General features: G+C 35.9%; 15 protein-coding genes. 8 read left to right on the top strand and 7 right to left on the bottom strand.

The window, feature by feature from the left end; all coding sequences use genetic code 11:
- Nucleotides 1–335 (bottom strand): hypothetical protein (locus tag QZ657_RS08925; RefSeq protein ID WP_291966362.1); only part of this gene is annotated, 335 nt, incomplete at its 3' end.
- Nucleotides 336–969: 634 nt separating this feature from the next.
- Between QZ657_RS08925 and QZ657_RS08920 the strand changes: the two genes are divergently transcribed.
- The 5 genes from QZ657_RS08920 (at nucleotide 970) to QZ657_RS08900 (ending at nucleotide 8,674) form a co-directional block, all read left to right on the top strand.
- Nucleotides 970–4,005, top strand: coding sequence for a SusC/RagA family TonB-linked outer membrane protein (locus QZ657_RS08920; RefSeq protein ID WP_291966361.1), 3,036 nt, complete (start codon nucleotides 970–972; stop codon nucleotides 4,003–4,005).
- Nucleotides 4,006–4,033: 28 nt separating this feature from the next.
- A complete protein-coding gene (locus QZ657_RS08915) occupies nucleotides 4,034–5,563 on the top strand; it encodes a RagB/SusD family nutrient uptake outer membrane protein (protein WP_291966359.1) in 1,530 nt (509 codons plus the stop codon).
- A gap of 197 nt (nucleotides 5,564–5,760) precedes the next feature.
- Nucleotides 5,761–6,462, top strand: coding sequence for a FadR/GntR family transcriptional regulator (locus QZ657_RS08910; protein ID WP_276471149.1), 702 nt, complete (start codon nucleotides 5,761–5,763; stop codon nucleotides 6,460–6,462).
- Nucleotides 6,463–6,576: 114 nt separating this feature from the next.
- Nucleotides 6,577–7,878 (top strand): MFS transporter, encoded by a 1,302-nt coding sequence (locus tag QZ657_RS08905; protein ID WP_291966357.1) that lies wholly within the window; start codon nucleotides 6,577–6,579, stop codon nucleotides 7,876–7,878.
- Between the two features lie 34 nt (nucleotides 7,879–7,912).
- Nucleotides 7,913–8,674: an SDR family NAD(P)-dependent oxidoreductase gene (locus QZ657_RS08900; protein WP_276471147.1), complete on the top strand. Its 762-nt coding sequence runs from the start codon at nucleotides 7,913–7,915 to the stop codon at nucleotides 8,672–8,674.
- Nucleotides 8,675–8,727: 53 nt separating this feature from the next.
- Here the strand turns inward: QZ657_RS08900 and QZ657_RS08895 are convergent, their stop codons facing one another.
- Entirely contained in the window at nucleotides 8,728–9,744 is a 1,017-nt protein-coding gene (locus QZ657_RS08895) for a LacI family DNA-binding transcriptional regulator (RefSeq protein ID WP_291959272.1), read from the bottom strand.
- Nucleotides 9,745–9,895: 151 nt separating this feature from the next.
- On the opposite strand from QZ657_RS08895, the gene QZ657_RS08890 reads away from it, so the two are divergent.
- The 3 genes from QZ657_RS08890 to QZ657_RS08880 are packed head-to-tail and all read left to right on the top strand — an operon-like array spanning nucleotide 9,896 to nucleotide 12,875.
- Nucleotides 9,896–10,942, top strand: coding sequence for a sugar kinase (locus QZ657_RS08890; protein WP_058105187.1), 1,047 nt, complete (start codon nucleotides 9,896–9,898; stop codon nucleotides 10,940–10,942).
- Nucleotides 10,943–10,978: 36 nt separating this feature from the next.
- Nucleotides 10,979–12,199, top strand: a complete 1,221-nt coding sequence (locus QZ657_RS08885; RefSeq protein ID WP_291959268.1) for a 6-phosphofructokinase — start codon at nucleotides 10,979–10,981, stop codon at nucleotides 12,197–12,199.
- A 7-nt stretch (nucleotides 12,200–12,206) separates the two neighbouring features.
- The gene (locus QZ657_RS08880) at nucleotides 12,207–12,875 is read left to right on the top strand and encodes a bifunctional 4-hydroxy-2-oxoglutarate aldolase/2-dehydro-3-deoxy-phosphogluconate aldolase (RefSeq protein ID WP_071340327.1); all 669 of its coding nucleotides are present in this window, start codon (nucleotides 12,207–12,209) and stop codon (nucleotides 12,873–12,875) included.
- 140 nt (nucleotides 12,876–13,015) lie between these two features.
- On the opposite strand, the gene QZ657_RS08875 is transcribed toward QZ657_RS08880, so the two are convergent.
- From QZ657_RS08875 to QZ657_RS08855, 5 genes are read right to left on the bottom strand one after another with little or no spacing between them, the layout of a single operon-like run.
- Nucleotides 13,016–14,698, bottom strand: a complete 1,683-nt coding sequence (locus QZ657_RS08875; protein WP_291966355.1) for a glycerol-3-phosphate dehydrogenase/oxidase — start codon at nucleotides 14,696–14,698, stop codon at nucleotides 13,016–13,018.
- Between the two features lie 4 nt (nucleotides 14,699–14,702).
- Nucleotides 14,703–16,181, bottom strand: coding sequence for a glycerol kinase GlpK (glpK, locus tag QZ657_RS08870; RefSeq protein ID WP_291966353.1), 1,479 nt, complete (start codon nucleotides 16,179–16,181; stop codon nucleotides 14,703–14,705).
- Between the two features lie 13 nt (nucleotides 16,182–16,194).
- Complete coding sequence (locus QZ657_RS08865; RefSeq protein ID WP_291966351.1) at nucleotides 16,195–17,844, bottom strand: solute:sodium symporter family transporter; 1,650 nt, start codon at nucleotides 17,842–17,844, stop codon at nucleotides 16,195–16,197.
- Between the two features lie 45 nt (nucleotides 17,845–17,889).
- Entirely contained in the window at nucleotides 17,890–18,453 is a 564-nt protein-coding gene (locus QZ657_RS08860) for a sugar O-acetyltransferase (RefSeq protein WP_291959259.1), read from the bottom strand.
- 9 nt (nucleotides 18,454–18,462) lie between these two features.
- Nucleotides 18,463–20,232, bottom strand: coding sequence for a glycoside hydrolase family 36 protein (locus QZ657_RS08855; RefSeq protein WP_291966349.1), 1,770 nt, complete (start codon nucleotides 20,230–20,232; stop codon nucleotides 18,463–18,465).
- Nucleotides 20,233–20,235: the final 3 nt, after the last annotated feature.

Genomic DNA, 20,235 nt, shown 5'->3' with positions numbered 1-20,235 from the left:
TCTTTTGAGTCCAACATTTTTATCAGCACACCGGTAGTGCCAAATTTATCAGCCAGTGACTTACCTAGATATAATTCTTTGTTAGAATCCACTAATTCTTTTAGAGAATGAGTACCTGACGGAGTTTCTACTAGAGAAAGTCCTTCATTTTCCGGTCTTCCGTTTCCTCTAACTGTTACAGTAGACATTATCCACTCTTCTGGCATACTGCCATCTACCTCTAGACTATCTTTTTTCCATCTATCTATTAGTGCCCCTCCCTCATAAGTACGCCAAACTCGGTTAGAAAATTGCTTTAATGGGATATATGCGTATTGTTCAAAACTGTTATTCATAATACTGTGTTTACAATCAATTAAAATCATCAGAAGTTATTGAATATCAAAAAATTGAATTCACACTTACTTCTACAAATCCAAAAATAATTGAAAATTTAGAGAGGAAAACCGCTCAAATTTAGGATTTTAAATACAGTTTTTTGACGAAAAGAAAGCATAATTAGATATAAAAAGTATTGATTCAAAAAAGTCCCCATTTGTTAATTAAATACCATATTCTCAATATTACACAGGGTTAAAAGCAGATTTGAAAAATTTCAGCACAGCAAAAGTTGTTAAAATGTAAATTTCTCTTTTTTTAACGATGAAATAACATATATTTGGTAAACCAAATTGGATAACCAGTTTGGAAAACCAAAATATTAAAACTCAAATTAACATCGAACTTAATTTTAATTCAATTCAATGACTGAAAATTTAGATTAACACATTTACATTATCATTTCCTATTAGAAATAAGGATGCGATTAAAAAAATGAACTATTTACTGTTAGTGTTTTCTTCAAAAGCAAGTAGTAGAAATTAAAGAAGCCCTAGCAGATGTAAAATGAAACTCAATTCAATTTTCATTTTAAAATGCTTTAATCAGACTTTAACAAGTCGAACTTAAATTAACATAACAAGACTACAAATGAATTTAAAAACAAAATTAGTATTAATAATGGTATTGTTACTCAACATATCATTATTCGCACAAGACGGGTATAACCTGACCGGTACAGTTACCGATGAGACGAGTATGCCTGTACCCGGTGCAAATGTTGTTATCCAAAATACAACGACAGGTACATCAACAGATTTTGATGGTAATTATTCTATTACCGTTAAAAATGGAGATGTATTAGAATTCTCTTACATTGGTTACGCTAAGAAATCTGTAACTATTAATGGACAACAAACTTTAGACATTGTTCTTGCTGAAGATGCAAGCCAACTTGAAGAGGTTGTTGTTGTTGGTTACGGTTCTCAGAAAAAAAGTGACATTACCGGGTCTGTTTCTTCTGTAAAATCTGAGGAATTAAACGCATATCCTGTTTTAAATGCAGAACAAGCATTACAAGGACGTGCAGCCGGTGTTGTTGTTCAGTCTAACAACGGTGGGGAGCCAGGTGCTCCCATCAGTATAACCATTAGAGGTAACACTTCAATTAACGCAAGTAGTTCTCCACTTGTAGTTGTAGATGGTTTTGTTGGAGCATCTATGCCACAAGCCAATGATATTGAGTCTATGGAAGTTTTGAAAGATGCATCAGCTACTGCTATTTATGGATCAAGAGGATCAAATGGTGTTATACTTGTAACTACTAAAAAAGGTAGAAGTGGGAAAATATCTATAGAAGCTAATACTACATACGCCATTCAAAATATATCTAACAGATTAGATTTATTGAATGCTAATGAATTTGCCAATTATCAAAATCAAATTAGAGCAAATAATGGTGTTACTACTCCTTATTCCCAAGGACCGGCAAATACAGATTGGCAAGACTTGATCTATAGATCTGGAAGTACATCCAATAACCAAGTTTCGGTTTCTGGTGGTAGCGATAAAATTAACTTTTATGCTTCTACCAACTACTTTAAACAAGAGGGTATAATTTCAGGTTCTGATTTTGAAAGATTAACGTTCTTATCTAACATTGACGCGCAAGTAACAGATAAATTAAAGTTAGGAATGAACCTTTTTGGGAGTAGAGGTGTTAAAAATGGTTCTGCAACTCAATCAAACGGTTCTGTTTCTGCAGGTGGTGATGATGTAATTACATTAGCATTAAGATACACTCCAGATCAAGCTGTGTTTAACGAAGATGGCTCTTATACATTCGGTAACACTGTGGGTGACCCTGTTGACAACCCATTTGCTGTTCCAACTGAAAGAATTGACGAAACAACAACTGATAACTTTAGAGCAAACTTTTATGCTAACTACGAAATTTTAAAAGGTCTTACTTTTAAAAGTACTTTTGGTTTAAGTACAGAAAACCAAACTAGAGGTATTTACTTACCATCTCTTTTAACACAAACAGCAGGTGGAGAAAGTGGTAGAGCTATCGTTGATATTGATAAAGAAACTAGTGTATTAAGTGAAAACTACTTAACATACACTACAGAATTAGGAAAAGGTAACTTAACTTTATTAGGTGGTTACTCTTATCAAAAGACAGTTGCAGAAAATTTCTTCTCTGAAGCTACAGGTTTTATTTCTGATGGATTTTCTTTTTATGGCTTAGGATCGGCAACAAATATTTTGCAACCAGATTCTTCTAGATCTGAAATTGAAATACAATCTCAATTTGGTAGACTTAACTATGACTGGGATGATAAATACTTACTTACAGCTACATTAAGAAGAGATGGTGCTTCTAACTTCGCAGCTAATGAAAAGTACGCTCTTTTCCCTTCTGCAGCATTAGGATGGAAAGTATCTAACGAAAAATTCTTACAGGACAGCAAAGCTATTTCTAACTTAAAGCTGAGAGCAAGTTACGGTGTAACTGGTAACCCATCTATTAGCGCATACCAATCTTTATCTAGACTGGAAACCATTTATGCTTCTAGTAATGGACAAACTGTTAGTGCTGTTACTCCAGAACAATCAGAAAATCCAAATTTGAAATGGGAATCATCTTACCAATCTAACTTTGGTATCGATTTAGGGTTTGTAAATAATAGATTTACACTTTCTCTGGATTACTACAACATTGATACTAAAGATTTAATTTTAACGAACAACAGTATCCCTGAATACGCAGGTTTCTCAGGTGACAATATTCTATCAAACGTTGGTGAAATTAACAACAGAGGTTTTGAAGTTGCTTTGAGCACCAAAAACATTATTAAAGAAAATTTCAGATGGACAACAGATTTTAACATGGCTTTCAACAAAAACGAAGTTGTAAGTTTAGTTAACGATGCTGATTTATTTTTCGATGCTACACCAAGTTATTTTAGCCATGACAGAAGTTATGTATTAAGGGTAGGTGAAGAAGTTGGATTATTCTGGGGATATGACTACGCTGGTGTTTACCAAGGTGGAGCTTTACCAGCAGGGACGGCTACTTTATCCGGCGGCGTTGCAGGTGACCCATTATTTGCAGATATAGATGGTAGTGGTGATATTACAGAAGGTGATAGAACAACTATTGGTAACCCAAATCCAGATTTCACTTGGGGTTTTACAAATAACTTTTCATATAAGAACTTAGACTTAAGTATTTTCTTCCAAGGTTCTCAAGGCGGTGACATTTTTAACTTAACAAACGTTCAGTTAACAAACGGAGACGCTAATACGACTACAGACTATTATAACAATGCATGGACGCCAACTAATACAGATACTGATGCTCCACGTGTAGGTAATAACAGTAACAGAGAAATTTCTTCTCGTTTTGTTGAAGATGGTAGCTACATTAGATTAAAGAACATTGCAATTGGCTATAATGTTCCTTCTGATATTACTGAGACATTAGGTTTAGATAACCTTAGAATTGGATTAAGTGCACAGAACTTAATTACCATTACAGACTACTCTGGCTTAGACCCAGAAGTAAACTACTTTGGTTCTGGTGGAGACAACAATACTTCTGCCAATACAGCACAAGGTTTTGATTTTGGGAACTACCCAACGGTAAGAACTGTAAACATGAGCCTTAACTTAAAGTTTTAAGAAAAAATTTAATTTAAAAGAAAACAAAATGAAAACATATAAATTATTACTGTTATTGATAGGTTTATCAATAATGGGTTGTTCAGATCTAGAAGAAGAACCTGTAGGTATATTGTCAGCAGAAGGTTTCTTTGAAACTACTGCAAATATTCAAACAGCAGTAGATGGGGCACTAACACATGCCATCAATGAGAAAATATGGGGTAGAAAGCTTTCTATTGCATTAATGCTGCGTTCAGATATGGTAAGTCTTGCCTCTAATGAAACGAGAAGAGTTGAGATGAATGAATTTACTACACTTGCCAGTAATGGTATGATAAGTGAATTCTGGCCACGTACATACCAAGGAATTGCTGCTGCAAATAATGCAATAGCAGGTGCCGAAAACGTAGATGTTGCCGATGAAATTAAAAATCCAATTACGGCACAAGCCTATTTTGCCAGAGCATTTTATTACTTTCATTTAGTTAGATTATTTGGAGATGTACCTTACATTGAAGAACCTATTGTAGATATTGATGCTTCTGCAGCAATCACAAGAACTCCTACTGCTGAGGTTTATGCAAACATAATTTCAGATTTAGAGTATGCTAAAACTTGGTTACCAAATACAGTTGCCTCTAGAGCAATACCTTCTAAAGCTGCAGCTAGTTCTTACCTTTCTTTAGTTTATTTAACAATGGGTGAGTATCAAAATGCATTTACTGAAGCTCAAGAAGTTATTGATAACGCTGGTACGTATAACTTAGCTTTAGAATCAAACTTCCAAAATTTATTTAACGCAAACGAAATTGATGCGTCTTTAGAGCCAATATTCGCTTTAGATTATAACAATTTTGAAGCTGATGACAACGCTTATGATCAAACTGCCCCAATGACAGGTATTAGAGGTGATGACAGAAACTTAGGTGGTGGCTGGTCTGTAGCTGTACCAACGTTAGAAGTCTATACTACTTGGGATGCCGATGATTATAGAAGAGCGGTTAGTATGGATGACGAAGTATCTATTGGAGGTACAGTTGTTGATTACACGCAATTTGATATTAGTGGTCATGAATTCGCAAAAAACAACCCTTACATTGCAAAATATACACGTTTTCCTGGACCATTTGCTCGTGCTAACGCAAGAGCAACTAGCCATAACTATTCTATGATACGTTATGCTGAAGTATTATTGATTGCTGCTGAAGCTGCTGTAGAATTAGGAGATAATGCAACTGCATTAAACTATGTTAACCAAGTTAGAGCAAGAGCTAGAATGGGTGGTGAAACTCAAACTGGTGCAGGTGTTCCAGTAACAGTTGAGCCAAGTGCCGTACCTGCAGATTTATCAGGAACTATTACAGTAGATGATATTTTAGAAGAAAGAAGACTAGAATTCGCGTTTGAAGGAATAAGATGGTACGACATTGCTAGAAGAAAAATTGGAAACGAAGTATTTGGAGCCTCTGGATTAGAAGGTGAAAAACCATTTTTCTCTGAAGATGATTATTTACTACCATTACCTGAAGATGAATTAGAAAGAAACCCCACCCTAACACAAAACCCAGGGTATTAAAAATATATAAAGAAAGTTGTTTGAGTTAGTTTTTTAAGATGGCTGGCTTTTTTGAGAGAGCCAGTCCATCTTTCTTTAAAATTTTAATGAAGTTTTTAATATTCAACTCATTAAAAATTTGATAACACATATATTTTTATAAATTTGACAAACCAATCTGGTTAACCAATTTTTTTAATTCAAATAAAATGTGAGTTATGAAGCTAGAGATACTAACAAAAAACGACCATCAGCAACTTCACAATGAAATCATTGCTAAGATTAGAGATTTAATAAACAATAAAAATCTTGAACCTGGCGATAAATTACCTTCAGAACGTATGTTGTCTGAACGTTTTGAAGTTAGTAGGGGAAATGTGCGGGAAACTATTCAGAAACTTGAATTTTACGGCATATTAAAATCTAAACCACAAAGCGGAACCTTTGTAGCAGATATTGGCTTGGTTGCTATGAACGGTATGATAAACGACATTCTTGCATTGGAAGATCCAGATTTTAAGTCATTAGTTGAAACAAGAATTTTACTAGAGCTTAAAACAGTAAGACTTGCAGCAAAACGAAGAACAAAGGACGATTTGGAAAAGATAGAGTCGGCATTAGAATCTTACAAAGAAAAAGTCCTGAACAATGAAGATGCCGTTCAAGAAGATTTACTTTTTCATTTAGCAATTGCTCAGGCTTGTAGAAATAGTACCATTAATAGAATGATGTTGATCATAACCCCAGAAATCATCAACAACTTTGAGAAATATCATGTTTGTGATAAGAATCAGGGTATTAAACGAATAAAAGAGCATCAAGATATTTTTAATGCCATCAAAAATCAAAATACCCAAGAAGCCAAAGAAATGATGAAAATTCATTTTGGCGAGCTTTATAAGTATTGTTACAATTTATAAGAATTTAAGATTAGCATATAGCGTAACCGACCAAATGAAAATAAAGATCTATTTATAACTTAATTAATTGATCGATTATTCTCATCAAGAAACAAGACCAAAAAGAACAGAATTATGAAAATTAAAGGATTAAGATGGTGGGTTATAACCTTGATAGCAATAGCCACAATTATAAATTACATTGATCGGCAGTCTATTGGAGTTCTTTGGCCAGATATAGCAGAAGACTTATTTCCTGACAAAACTAATGATGAACGTAAAGAGGTATTTGCCACTATTTCCGTAATTTTTATGTTCGCATACGCCTTTGGGCAAGCCATTTTTGGTAAAATATTAGACTGGTTGGGCACTCGAATAGGTTTCGCCATTTCAATTGGTATTTGGTCCATAGCAACAGCACTTCATGCCTTGGCGAGAGGGGTATTAAGTTTTGGTATTTTCAGAACTATTCTAGGTATTGCCGAAGCCGGCAACTGGCCGGGTGCCGCTAAAGCAAATGGAGAGTGGTTTCCTACTCAAGAAAGGGCTTTTGCCCAAGGCCTCTTTAATTCCGGAGCCGCTATTGGCGGTATAGTCGCTATACCGGCAATTGCAACTATGACCGTATATTTTAGCTGGCAAATGATATTTATAATAGTAGGTGCCCTAGGGTTGTTATGGTTGATACCTTGGATGATCTTAGTAAAAGCTCCACCAAAAAAACATCCTTGGATTTCAGACGAAGAACGTAACTATATCTTGACCGGGCAACAAAATCAAGATATAGATAATGACGGTACACCTGATGATGGATATAATCCCGATACCAGAAAACTATTGTCACATAAGCAAAGTTGGGGCGTTATTATAGCTTCTGCTACCATTGATCCCATATGGTGGTTGTTCGTAGTATGGATTCCGATCTACCTGAACGAGGTGTATGGCATGGACGTTAAAACAATAGGTATATATGGTTGGGTACCTTATGTAGGTGCCATGCTAGGTGCTTGGTTTGGCGGGTTATTTGCCCAAAATAGATTAAAAGCGGGATGGACGGTAGATAAAACCAGAAAAATTATTATTACAATTGGTTGTTTGATAATGTTGCCAAGTTTGCTTGCAATGGCCAATCCGGGCGGACCAACTACAGCCGTATTGATTATGGCCCTTATCCTATTTGGCTTCCAAACTGCAATAGGTAATGTTCAAACCTTACCTAGTGATTTCTTCGGAGGCAAAACAATTGGAACTTTATCGGGTATTGCCGGTATGGCGGCAAAGTTGACTGCCGCTGCATTAATTTACTTAGTGCCATGGTTAACTTCCGGGGGCAATTATACTCCTGCATTTGTAATAGGCGCAACTATGGCTATTATTGCCTTGGCCAGTATATGGTTGTTATGCGGTAAAATTGAACCGTTAAATGAAAATAAATAAACTGAATTAAGAATAGATTAAAATAAATTATAACATGAGTACAGAAGGAAAAGTAGCAGTAATTACAGGAGCAACTGGAGGAATCGGATTTGCAGTTGCTAAAAGATTAGGACAAGATGGTTACACCGTTATCTTAAATGGAATAGATGACGAAGCTGGTGCCGAAAGAATTAAAGAACTTACTGCAGAAGGTATTACTGCCGAGTACTTAGGATTTGATGTTACCAATGAAGAAGCGGTAACCAAGAACATTAAAGCGATCGGTGAAAAATACGGTAAAATAGATACACTTATCAATAACGCAGGTGGTCTAGGCGGTAGATCCCGTTTTGAAGAGATGACTACTGAATTTTATAGAGGTGTTATGGCCTTGAACTTAGATTCAGCTTTCTTTGCCTCTAGAGCTGCAATACCTTACCTTAAAAAAGGTGATCATCCATCTATCATCAATTATACCTCTAATGCAGGTTGGACAGCTGGTGGACCAGGTGCTGGTATCTACGGTACTTCTAAAGCAGGAGTTCATGCTTTGACAAGAGCTTTGGCAAAAGATCTAGCTGAATATGGTATTAGAGCAAATGCAGTATCTCCTGGTACTATTGACACTCCTTTCCATGCTCAGATCAAAGCTACAAAACCAGAAGTTTTTGCTTCTTGGGCAAATAACATTATGTTAGGTAGATTAGGTCAGCCAGAAGATGTTGCCGGTGTTGTTTCTTTCTTAGCTAGCAAAGATGCTGCTTTCATTACTGCCGAAACTGTACAGATCGGTGGTGGTCAAGCTTTAGGTATCTAAAAACATTTATATTTGAAAAAAAGCGTTATCGTAACTTTACGATAACGCTTTTTTTATTTGGACGAATCTCTTACAATTAACGCCGAGTCCAGAATTAATTTATTTAAAGATTGTTCTACCACATCTTTATCCACGTAACCCAAAAAGGTTTCGGCAGCTAATTTTCCTATCTGTTTACTGTGCTGATCTATACTTGTAATGGAAGGTGTTACCAAAGAAGTAAACGGTTCGTTCCCAAAACCTACCAATTTTATTTCTTCGGGCACTTTAATGCCCATCTCGTTCAAAACCTGTAACGCTCCTAGCGCAGCATAATCACTTGCAACATAGACTGCATCGGGCCTGTTCTTCAACGAAAGTAATTTTTCAATCTGTTTTCTGCCATCTTCTAATGTAAGGCTACTTTCTATAAGTAATTCATCATCATGTGGTAGGTCGTGCTTTTTTATGGCATCAATATATCCTCTTATCCTGTTATTGAATATTCTGGTTCTGCGGTAACCACCAATATGTGCAATTCTTTTGCAGCCTTGTTTGACCAAATGCTCTATAATCATATGACTACTATCATAATCATTGATCCCAACATAATCCACATTCAAATCATTCTCTCCCCTATCAAATAAAATTAAAGGAATTCCATTGGACTTAATTTTTTCATAGTAGGACAAATTAACCGTTTCATTTGCCATAGATGCTATAATACCATCAACTTGTAAGTATAACAGCGTATCAATATTGTCGCATTCCTTTTCAAAAGATTCGTTAGATTGGGTTATTATAATGTTGTACCCTGCTTTATTTAGAACCTCTTCCATGTTTTCTACTACAGAAGAAAAAAAATTGCTATTGGTTCTAGGAACGATCAAACCAACTAATTTACTTTTCCCTTTTCTTAGTGCACTTGCCAAATGGTTTGGTTGATAATCTAGTTCTTTGGCTACTTTTTTTACCGCATTCTTGGTTTTTACACTAATTCGCGCATCATCATTTAAAGCTTTCGACACGGCGGCGGTAGAAATACCCAAAACGATTGCAATGTCTTTTAAAGTTGTTCTTTTTTTATTCAATTAGTTTATATATATTTGTTTAATCGATTAACCAAAAGTAAGACTTTAATATTTTTAAACAAAAAATGTCTGTTTTGGTTATTTTTTACCAAAATTGGTTAATCGATTAAACAGAATTATAAATCAGTACATATTAAACTTATTAAACAACATGAAAAAAGTAGTAACATTCGGTGAAATCATGCTTCGTTTGGCACCACAAGGATTTTTAAGATTTTCTCAAGCTAATAATTTTGATGTAGTTTACGGAGGTGGAGAATCTAACGTAGCTGTTTCATTGGCTAATTATGGTGTTCCTGTAGATTTCGTAACACGTTTGCCAAAGAATGATATTGGTGAGTGCGCCATGATGGAAATGCGTAAAAGAGGCGTTGGTGTAGATAAAATAGTATACGGTGGTGATCGTTTAGGTATCTACTTCCTAGAAACCGGTGCGGTATCTAGAGGTAGTAAAGTAGTTTATGATAGAGCTCATTCCGCAATTTCAGAAATAGAATCTGGAATGATCGATTGGGATGCCGTTTTTGAAGATGTAGAATGGTTCCACTGGACGGGTATTACACCTGCAATTTCCCAAGGTGCTGCAGATGTTTGCTTAGAAGCTGTTAAAGCTGCAAGTGCAAAAGGAATTACTATTTCTACGGATTTAAATTATAGAGCTAAGCTTTGGACATATTGTGACGATGCTCACAGAGAAAAAATAATGGCCGGATTAACCGAATATTGCGATATTATTTTAGGTAACGAAGAAGATGCCGAAAAGCACTTTGGTATTCACCCAGAAGGGTTAGACGTACATAAAGATGGTGCCGATGTTAAGGCTGAAGCTTTCTTGTCTGTATGTAAGCAAATGATGAAGAAATTCCCTAAAGCTAAAAAAGTGATTACTACTTTAAGAGGTTCTATTTCTGCATCGCATAATACATGGGCCGGTGTTCTTTGGGATGGAAATAAAATGTACGAAACCCGTCAATACCAAATTACCGACATCGTTGACCGTGTTGGTGGTGGAGATTCTTTCATGGGCGGTTTGATCTACGGATTATTAAAATACCCAGAAGATGACCAAAATGCACTTGATTTTGCAGTTGCGGCATCTTGTTTAAAACATACGATCAAAGGTGATGCCAACCTAGTTACAGTTTCTGAAGTTGAGAAACTAATGGGCGGTGATGCTTCTGGTAGAGTTGCTAGATAATAAAAACATTATCCTTTATCCTCTAAAACCAAAAATATGTCTCAAAAGTCAATTTTAATCCTCTGCGGTGGCGGTCCTGCTCCTGGTATAAATACCGTGATCAGTACTGTGGCAAAGGCATTTTTAAAAGACAATTATCGTGTTTTAGGTTTACATGAAGGTTTTAAAGGAATTTTCGATGAAAATCCGCAAATCAAGGAGTTTGATTTCTTCCATGCGGACCGTATTTTTAGTAGAGGTGGCTCCACTTTGATAATGAGTCGTTTTAAACCTAAAAACGAAAAACTAAACACTAACCTGTTTATTGATAATAATGTGAAACTGTTGGTAAGTATAGGTGGTGACGACACCGCCTCTACTGCCAATAGAATTACAGGTTATCTAGAAAAAGAAGGTATCTCAATAGCCAATATTCACGTACCTAAGACTATTGATAACGATTTACCATTACCTGACAGAAACCCAACATTTGGTTTTCATTCCGCTAAAGATGAAGGTGTACGCATAGGTAATACAACTTATGAAGATGCGCGTACCAGCCAAAACTGGTTTGTTATGTCTACCATGGGGAGATCGGCCGGTCATTTGGCATTTGGTATTGCGGCAAGCTGCCATTTTCCAATGATGATCATACCAGAAATGTTTGATCGTACCACTATTACGTTTGATAAAGTAGTACGCATGGTCATTTCATCTATGATCAAACGTAAAATTGAGAACGTTCATTACGGTGTTGCCTTAATTAGTGAAGGCGTGTTTCATAACATGCCAGATTCAGAATTAAAAAAGTGTGATATAAATTTCACCTATGATGACCACGGGCACCCAGAATTAGGTAATGTTAGTAAAGCGCATATTTTCAATATGCTCGTTCAAAAGAAATTAAAGGAATTAGGTATAGATATTAAAAGTAGACCAGTAGAACTGGGTTACGAATTACGCTGTTGTAGGCCTATAGGCTTTGACCTAACCTTATGTACGGTATTAGGTCTGGGCGTAAAAAAATTATTTGATGAAGGTAAAAGTGGCTGTATGGTCACTGCAAATTCCAGAGGTGAAATTACACCATTATTTCTATCCGATATTCAAGATGAAAATGGTAAAATAGCTCCTCGTTTGGTCAATATCAATTCTGAGTTGGCGGAACTATGCTTTCAAAATTTATTCTATGTAGGTGAAGATGATTATGAGGATGCAAAAAAATATGTGGACAATCCTTCAGACTACGATTTCAACAAAATTTTAACCGAGAAATAAAAAACAAATGGCACAATATTCAAGAATAGAAGTAGCAAATGTAATGAAGGAATCTGGTATGGTACCTTTGTTCTATCACCCGGACATTGAGTTAGGTAAAAAGGTTTTACAAGCTTGTTATGATGGTGGTGCGCGTTTAATGGAATTTACCGCTCGTGGCGATTTCGCTTTTGAAGTATTTTCTGAATTGAACAAATACGCTATTAAGAACTTACCAGGTATGATTATGGGTGTTGGTTCTATAACCGATGCTGCTGCTGCATCATACTACATGTCTATAGGTGCAAACTTTATTGTAACTCCATCTTTAAGAGAAGATATTGCTATAGTTTGTAACCGTAGAAAAGTATTATGGTCTCCTGGTTGCGGTTCATTGACCGAAATCAACAAAGCCGAAGAAATGGGCTGTGAGATTGTAAAATTATTCCCTGGTTCTTTATATGGTCCTGGTTTTGTAAAAGGTATTAAAGGACCTCAACCATGGACCAGCATTATGCCTACCGGTGGTGTAAGTACAGATGAGGACAACCTAAAAGGTTGGTTTGATGCAGGGGTTACCTGTGTTGGCATGGGATCAAAATTGATCAGTAAAGACATTTTAAACAATAAAGATTACGCAGGTTTAGAGGCTTTGGTAAAAGAAACCTTGGCCACTATCAAGAAATTAAGATCATAAAGTATAGAGACAGTACCTGAAACGTTTTTGTTTTTAGGGAAGTCTTTTAAAAGTGCATATTTAAGTTGTTAGTTGAAAAAGGGCATTTAAACTTTGGCATAACGCCGAGGTTTGGTGCTCTTTTTATATGTAATTATGATTTAAACAAACTCTTTAGCATAATACGTAGTTGCATCTTTAATCAACACTTCTAATTTCTCTTTTTCATTATTAGCATACACATCGTTCCAGTTCAAATACATTACACAATCATCTAGAATTATATTTGCATACTTTTTAACGCTAGGAATATCAAAATACAATCTACCTGTTCTGCGCACAAAGAAATCGGTAAGTGTGTTTGTCATTTCATGATGAATGCAGAACCACAACTCTGCTCTAATAATTCTTTCTAGAGCATCTTCATTTTTAAAAGTTTTAGATTTATCTAAGATAATTTCTGCTTGCTTACCATAAGTAGTACACAAATACCAAGCATGATACGTATCAGCAACACCCATTTCTTTAAGTCTTAACTCTAATTCTTTTTGATACTTGGATACATCTTTAGAATCAGCCAAAGAAGGTGAAACTAAGGCTATTTTAGCGGTATCCGATTTCATTAGATTTGATGTATGCTTTTTCTCCATGGTTTTCAACACGGCTTCAATTACCCGATCTGCCATTCTACGGTATCCCGTTAATTTACCACCTGCAATAGAAATCAATCCGCTATCAGAAACAAACAACTCATCTTTTCTTGACAACTCAGACGGATCTTTATCTTCTTCATGAATTAAAGGTCGTAAACCTGCCCAATTAGATTCTATGTCACCTATAGTAAGACGCACATCAGGAAAAGTATCATTAATCGCATTTAGAATGTAATTAGCGTCATCTTCTGTTGCTACTACCCTATCTAGACTACCAGAATAATTTGTATCTGTAGTACCTACATAAGTAGCCCTACCTCTTGGTATTGCGAAAATCATTCTGCCATCGGGTACATCAAAGTACAAAGGCTGATTTACCGGTAATTTCTCATACGGAAAAACAATATGCACCCCTTTGGTTAAATGCAAATGCTTATTGTTCATCGATTGATCTTTAGTTCTCAAAGTATCGACCCACGGTCCTGCGGCAGAAACATAATTTCTAGCCTTTATTTTTAATTCCTCTCCGGTATTACCGTCTTTACAGTTCAATCCTTTTATTTTATGATTTTCATCGTAATCAAAAGATTCCATCTCACAATAATTGATAATCGTTGCCCCATACAATGCTGCTTTTTTTAATATCTCAATGGTTAATCGAGCATCATCTGTTCTATATTCAGCATAAAGACCACCACCTAAAACCACACTTTCATTAAGCAAAGGCTCTTTTTCTATGGTCTCTGCTTTATCGAGCATTTTTCGTTTATCATCACCTTTAACATCCGCTAGAAAATCATATACCTGCAAACCAATTGAGGTCATCATTTTACCATATGTACCACCTTCAACTAAGGGTAACAGCATTTTTTCCGGTATTACCAAATGTGGTGCCAATTTATGAACTATTGCACGCTCAGAACCTGATTCTCTAACCAAACCTATTTCGAATTGCTTAAGATATCTTAACCCTCCATGTATAAGCTTGGTAGATTTATTACTGGTGCCCGAAGCAAAATCGTTCTTCTCTACCAAGCAAACCTTCAATCCTCTGGAAGCTGCATCTAAGGCTATACCTGCACCTGTAACACCGCCACCGATTATAGCTAAATCAAACTTACCATCCTGTAATTTTTTGATTTGCTCTGCTCTATTTAATACCGAAAATCCCAAGATAGTATCCTCCTTCATTTGCTTACTTTGTTTTTGTTCGTTTAACTGCTTTTTTCCAGCCTTTATAATTCGATTTTCTTTCCTTTTTGTCCATTTTAGGACTAAAAATTGTATCGACCTCTCTAATTTTTGCTATATCATTTTTAGTCCAAACACCTGCTTTAATACCTGCTAGTAAGGCCGCACCAAATGCCGTAACCTCAATCATTTTTGGACGATCTACCTCAACATTCAAAATATCTGATTGAAACTGCATCAAATAATTATTTGCGCTAGCACCACCATCAACTTTTAATGTAACACTCTTACTCTTACAATCTTTCTCCATTGCACCTATAACATCTTTGGTTTGATATGCCAATGAGTTTACCGTCGCCTTAATCAATTCTTCTCTACCGGTGTCCAACGTCATCCCGTAAATACTTCCCTTTGCCTCAGAATCCCAATGTGGAGCACCTAAACCTGCAAAAGCGGGTACTACAAATACATTTTTTAAAGAAGGTATACTTGTACAAATAGCTTCTGTTTCGCTCGCGCTATCTATCACTTTCATTCGATCTCTTAACCATTGAATTGAAGCGCCACCAGCAAAAATACTGCCTTCTAATGCATAATGTACGGGTTCATTCTCTAAACTACAGGTCAATGTCGTCAGTAGCCCTCGTTTAGAATTTACCATTTTTTCGCCCGTGTTCAAAAGTATAAAGCACCCGGTACCGAACGTACTTTTTGCAATACCTTCTTCAAACCCACCTTGACCAAATAAAGCGGCTTGTTGATCACCGGCCACACCATAAATTGGAATATGAACACCTTTGTAATTAATTGACCCAAAATCTGAAGATGAATTTTGAACATTTGGTAATATCGATTTTGGAATATTTAATTCTTCAAGAAGTTTATCGTCCCATTGTAATTTTTTAATATTATAGATTAAGGTGCGGGATGCATTGGTATGATCAGTTACATGTTTTTTTCCCTCCGTAAATTTATAGATCAGCCAACTATCAATTGTTCCGAACATTAAATTACCGGCTTCAGCTTTTTCTTGAGCACCTTCTACATAGTCTAAAATCCACTTTAATTTTGTTCCAGAAAAATAAGAATCTATTACAAGCCCCGTATTCTGCCTTATATAATTCGTTAAGCCTTTTTCTTCTAAATCATTACAAATAGCCGTAGTTCTTTTATCTAACCAAACAACAGCTTTGTGTATGGGCTCACCTGTCTCTCTATCCCAAACTACAGTGGTTTCTCTTTGATTTGTAATACCTATAGATGCTATTTCATGAGGATCTATACCAGATTTTTCTATCGCTTCGTTAAAAGTTTCCAATTGGTCGTTATAAATTTCTAAAGCATCATGTTCTACCCAACCAGATTGCGGATAATATTGCTTTAATTCTTTTTGAGCAATTGAAATAATTCTACCTTGTTTATCAAAAACAATGGTTCTTGTACTTGTAGTACCTTGATCCAAGGCTATAACATACTTCTTCATATCTTTTTATTCTTTAAAAAATCAAATACGTACTTAATACCAATACGGTAATAATTAGACCTACCAGCTTGGCATGTTTCCATGGGGTTACATCTATTTGATCGGTAATTTTGGGACTATACGTATTCTCATTAGGATACATTTTACCCATCAACAATAAAAAGCCAACATTGATTACAAACAATATGCCCATTACATGTAGAAAATGAGGATATGCCTGTGCCTTTATAATCCCTAATTCTTTGGCATTCGTTATACCATTTGCCGTAGCTTCAGCCATTGCATTATCAATAATATAGGGACTTAATACAAACTGACTAACCAAGTACATTACAACACCGCCCGTTAAAACTATTTTCGCTGCTTTTGCTGGCACATTCTTGGTCAACATCCCTATTGTAACTACTGCTAAAATTGGTACACTTAAACTACCCAAAGATTCTTGAATATAAGCAAATAGACCATCTGGGGCATTCGCGATGAACGGAGCCAGAATCATTGATATAAACGCTAAAAACAAACCAAAAATCTTACCCGCACGTACTATTTGGGTATCCGATGCATTTTTATTGAAATACTGACGATATAAATCAATACCAAAAAGCGTTGAACTACTATTTAACAAGCTGTTAAAAGAACTCAAAATTGCACCGAACAGTACTGCGGCGAAGAAGCCAAGAAATGCCCCTGGCAAGACTTTTTTCACCAAAGCGGGATATGCCTGATCAGGATTCTCTAATTCAGTACCAAATATATGCCAAGCAATAATACCTGGTAAAACAACGATAATGGGAATCAAAAACTTCACGAAGCCAGCTAGTATCATTCCTTTTTGACCTTCCGCCAAACTTTTTGCACCGAACACTCTTTGTAAAATAGATTGATTGGTACCCCAATAATACATTTGTGCTATCATTAAGCCTGTAAACAACGTACTAAATGGCAGAAAAGAGTCTATATCTCCTTTGGCATTAAACTTATCTGGATTAGCAGCCCATAATTCACCAAAACCATCAGAAACGCTACCGTCTCCAATAAGCATTAACCCAAAAACAGGTATCAACAAACCACCGATCAACAAGCCTATTGCATTCACTAAATCTGATACCGCTACAGCTTTTAATCCTCCGAAAATCGCATATACAGAACCTATTAAACCGATGGACCATACGCAAATCCAAATTACCGTAGATTGTGACGTACCTAATAGCTCAGGTAAATCGAACATTGAGCTGAATGCTATTGAACCCGAATAAAGAATTGTCGGTAACAACACAATACCAAAGGCAACCAAAAAAAGTAACGCTAATATTGATTTCGTTTGTGAATCAAAACGTTCTTCTACAAACTCGGGTATGGTAGTTATACCCGCTCGCATATATTTTGGCAAAAGATATATGGCGGTAAATACTAATGCTATAGCTGCCAAAGTTTCCCAAGCCATCACTAAAACTCCTTGAGCAAAAGATTGTCCATTTAATCCAACTATTTGTTCTGCCGAAAGATTGGTCAAGAGTATAGACCCGCCAATAGTAATTGCTCCTAAACTTCTACCCGCAAGAAAATAACCATCCGCAGATTTCTCATCCGTTTTACGTGTTTTGTACCAAGCTATTACTGCAACTAAAATTGTGAAACCTAAAAAAGAAATAATTGATAGCATGCTTATTATATTTTAGTTGTTAGTTACTATTCGTTTATTTGACAATTACCCTGCATTATCAATGCTTTTCATCACTTTACAAGGGTTACCTACGGCAACTACATTTTCTGGAATGTCTTTTACTACAACACTACCAGAACCTATGACAGAATTCTTACCAATCTTTACACCTGGGTTTACGATAACACCTGCGCCGATCCAAACATTATCACCAATATGAATAGGTTTTGCAAATTCAATTCCTGAATTCCGCGCCTTATATTCCAAAGGATGTGTAGCTGTCATCAGTTTAACACCAGGTGCCATCATTACATTCTTACCTATATAAACCGGAGCTGCGTCTAGAATGATACAACCAAAATTTGCATAGGCATTTTCACCCCAATGTATATTAAAACCATAATCGCATATGAACGGATTTTCAATATAAAACTCGTCACCAGTCTCCGCAAAGAGTTTTCTGAACAACATTTTACGATCTTGTTCTTCGTCTTCCGATATTGCAGTAATTTCTCGTAATAATCTGCGAGCACTCAATCTACCTTTAACCAATTCTGCATTGTTGGGATCGTAAGGAAGGCCTTGGGTCATTTTCTCTTTTTCGCTCATACTGCAGATTTAAGCTTTCCTCCCAATTAAAATTCCACACGGCGGTATGGCTACCTCTAGTATACCTTTGTTTAACGATATTGTTTTTTCTTCTATAAGCTGCCCTTGACAGTCATATACCGAACATTGGTAATCTTCAAAATCATTGGCATTTCTGATAATAACAGAATCAGCAATTTGTCCGTTTAAAATATGAAATTCATTATTGACATCTTCTAAGTCTAAAACATAAGCATCATATACTCCAAAAATTGCCTTTTCAGCATTGGCAACTTTCTGCAACGGGTAATTGGCTAATGGTCTATACGGAGTAAATTCTCCATTCATGAGCAAATCTGCATTCTTATTCCAATAATCAGTATAGAAAGCTATCATTTTCTTATGCTCAAAAGAAGCCTTAGAAATAAACATTGATAACTGTGGTACCCCAAAAAGTGTATTGATCAATTGAAGCGCTGCAATTTCAACAGGTTCATCATCATGCCAGGTGACCATGTCTGAATGTACAGCGGTATTGCCACCCAACATTCTAATATCTGCGATACGAATTCTGTTCATTGTCCCATCGCCAGGGCAATCGAAGGCACGCAGCATATTACCAAACTTACGCATAGCCGGACCCACATATTTTTGCCTAAATTCAATAAAAATATCTGGTTTAATTGCTTGCAAATTTTTGATTACATCAGTCATTAATCTATCTACAGCTTCATTTATAGATGCGTAATCCCTTCCATTTTCCATGCCAAGAGGTGTACTATCGTACAACCTAAAATCATCAATAAAATCAAGCTTTAACCCGTCTAAATTCCATTCTTTAACTGCATTTGTATAAATACCAATCAAATAATCCCTTACTTCTGGATATCTTGGATCGAAAACTGGTGCCCATCTATGATCTTCTGTTAAAAACTTACCTTTAAACCTCTTAAAAGCTTCTGATTTTGGACCACAGAACGGTACTGAATACCATATTGCAGCTTTTAGACCGGTATCATGTATTTGTTTTATATAGGCCGCCATGTCCGGTATACGTTCCGGTTTCCAATCTCCAGTATAATCATAGCCTCTGTTGTTGTCAAAAGTTTGCCAACCGTCATCAATAATTATCGCTTTGTACCCTAAATCACTTGCTAATTTGCATTCTTCCAATAAAAGTTCTAGATCTAAATTCTGGTGAAATTGATACCAAGTAGAGTACAACGGCATTTTTGCAATTGGGGGCACTGTTGTCGGTTTCAAATCCTCAAAAGTTTCCCACCATTTAGAAACATCTTTCAACGCATTAGAAAAGCCTGTATTTCTAGTATCTATTCGGATTTGTGCATCGAAATTATCAAGCGCTTGTTCTTCTTCAGAAAAGAAAGTAATATGGCAATAGAAGTAATTGTCCTCTTCTCTAATGCGCGCGTTCATTTGTAGTTTATTAATTGCATTTGAACATGCGAAGGTGATTATATTTTCATCATTATGACCAAACAAACTTATCACAGGAGCATCGATAGAGATTCTAGATTCCATATGATCCAACTCCCAATCTGCCTGTATTCTTTTTGAGAAATCCGTAGTTGGTTTCCATACCCCTTTTACATTAATTGCCGGTACTTTCCACCTTAAGGTAATGGGTTTTGGAAATTGCTTTTCTTTACACGAGACATGAAACTGATAAATTTCCAAACCATTTTCAGCACTTATTTTTTGGATGGAAGAAGACACATTAGCATTATCCCCTATTAATTCCATAGCTTCTATAGTAGCATCAATACTATCAACATTCATAAA

Origin of the sequence: Maribacter sp. (assembly GCA_020629415.1) — a bacterium.
Taxonomy (GTDB): domain Bacteria; phylum Bacteroidota; class Bacteroidia; order Flavobacteriales; family Flavobacteriaceae; genus Maribacter; species Maribacter huludaoensis.
The sequence above is the reverse complement of the archived record's forward strand: the minus strand, read 5'-3'. Positions and strand labels throughout refer to the sequence as shown.

Excerpts from the sequence above, each read along its gene's own strand:
- QZ657_RS08920 (WP_291966361.1), top strand. The coding sequence starts at position 970 with ATGAATTTAAAAACAAAATTAGTATTAATAATGGTATTGTTACTCAAC.
- QZ657_RS08915 (WP_291966359.1), top strand. The coding sequence starts at position 4,034 with ATGAAAACATATAAATTATTACTGTTATTGATAGGTTTATCAATAATG.
- QZ657_RS08910 (WP_276471149.1), top strand. The coding sequence starts at position 5,761 with ATGAAGCTAGAGATACTAACAAAAAACGACCATCAGCAACTTCACAAT.
- QZ657_RS08905 (WP_291966357.1), top strand. The coding sequence starts at position 6,577 with ATGAAAATTAAAGGATTAAGATGGTGGGTTATAACCTTGATAGCAATA.
- QZ657_RS08900 (WP_276471147.1), top strand. The coding sequence starts at position 7,913 with ATGAGTACAGAAGGAAAAGTAGCAGTAATTACAGGAGCAACTGGAGGA.
- QZ657_RS08890 (WP_058105187.1), top strand. The coding sequence starts at position 9,896 with ATGAAAAAAGTAGTAACATTCGGTGAAATCATGCTTCGTTTGGCACCA.
- QZ657_RS08885 (WP_291959268.1), top strand. The coding sequence starts at position 10,979 with ATGTCTCAAAAGTCAATTTTAATCCTCTGCGGTGGCGGTCCTGCTCCT.
- QZ657_RS08880 (WP_071340327.1), top strand. The coding sequence starts at position 12,207 with ATGGCACAATATTCAAGAATAGAAGTAGCAAATGTAATGAAGGAATCT.
- QZ657_RS08875 (WP_291966355.1), bottom strand. The coding sequence starts at position 14,698 with ATGAAGGAGGATACTATCTTGGGATTTTCGGTATTAAATAGAGCAGAG.
- glpK (WP_291966353.1), bottom strand. The coding sequence starts at position 16,181 with ATGAAGAAGTATGTTATAGCCTTGGATCAAGGTACTACAAGTACAAGA.
- QZ657_RS08865 (WP_291966351.1), bottom strand. The coding sequence starts at position 17,844 with ATGCTATCAATTATTTCTTTTTTAGGTTTCACAATTTTAGTTGCAGTA.
- QZ657_RS08860 (WP_291959259.1), bottom strand. The coding sequence starts at position 18,453 with ATGAGCGAAAAAGAGAAAATGACCCAAGGCCTTCCTTACGATCCCAAC.
- QZ657_RS08855 (WP_291966349.1), bottom strand. The coding sequence starts at position 20,232 with ATGAATGTTGATAGTATTGATGCTACTATAGAAGCTATGGAATTAATA.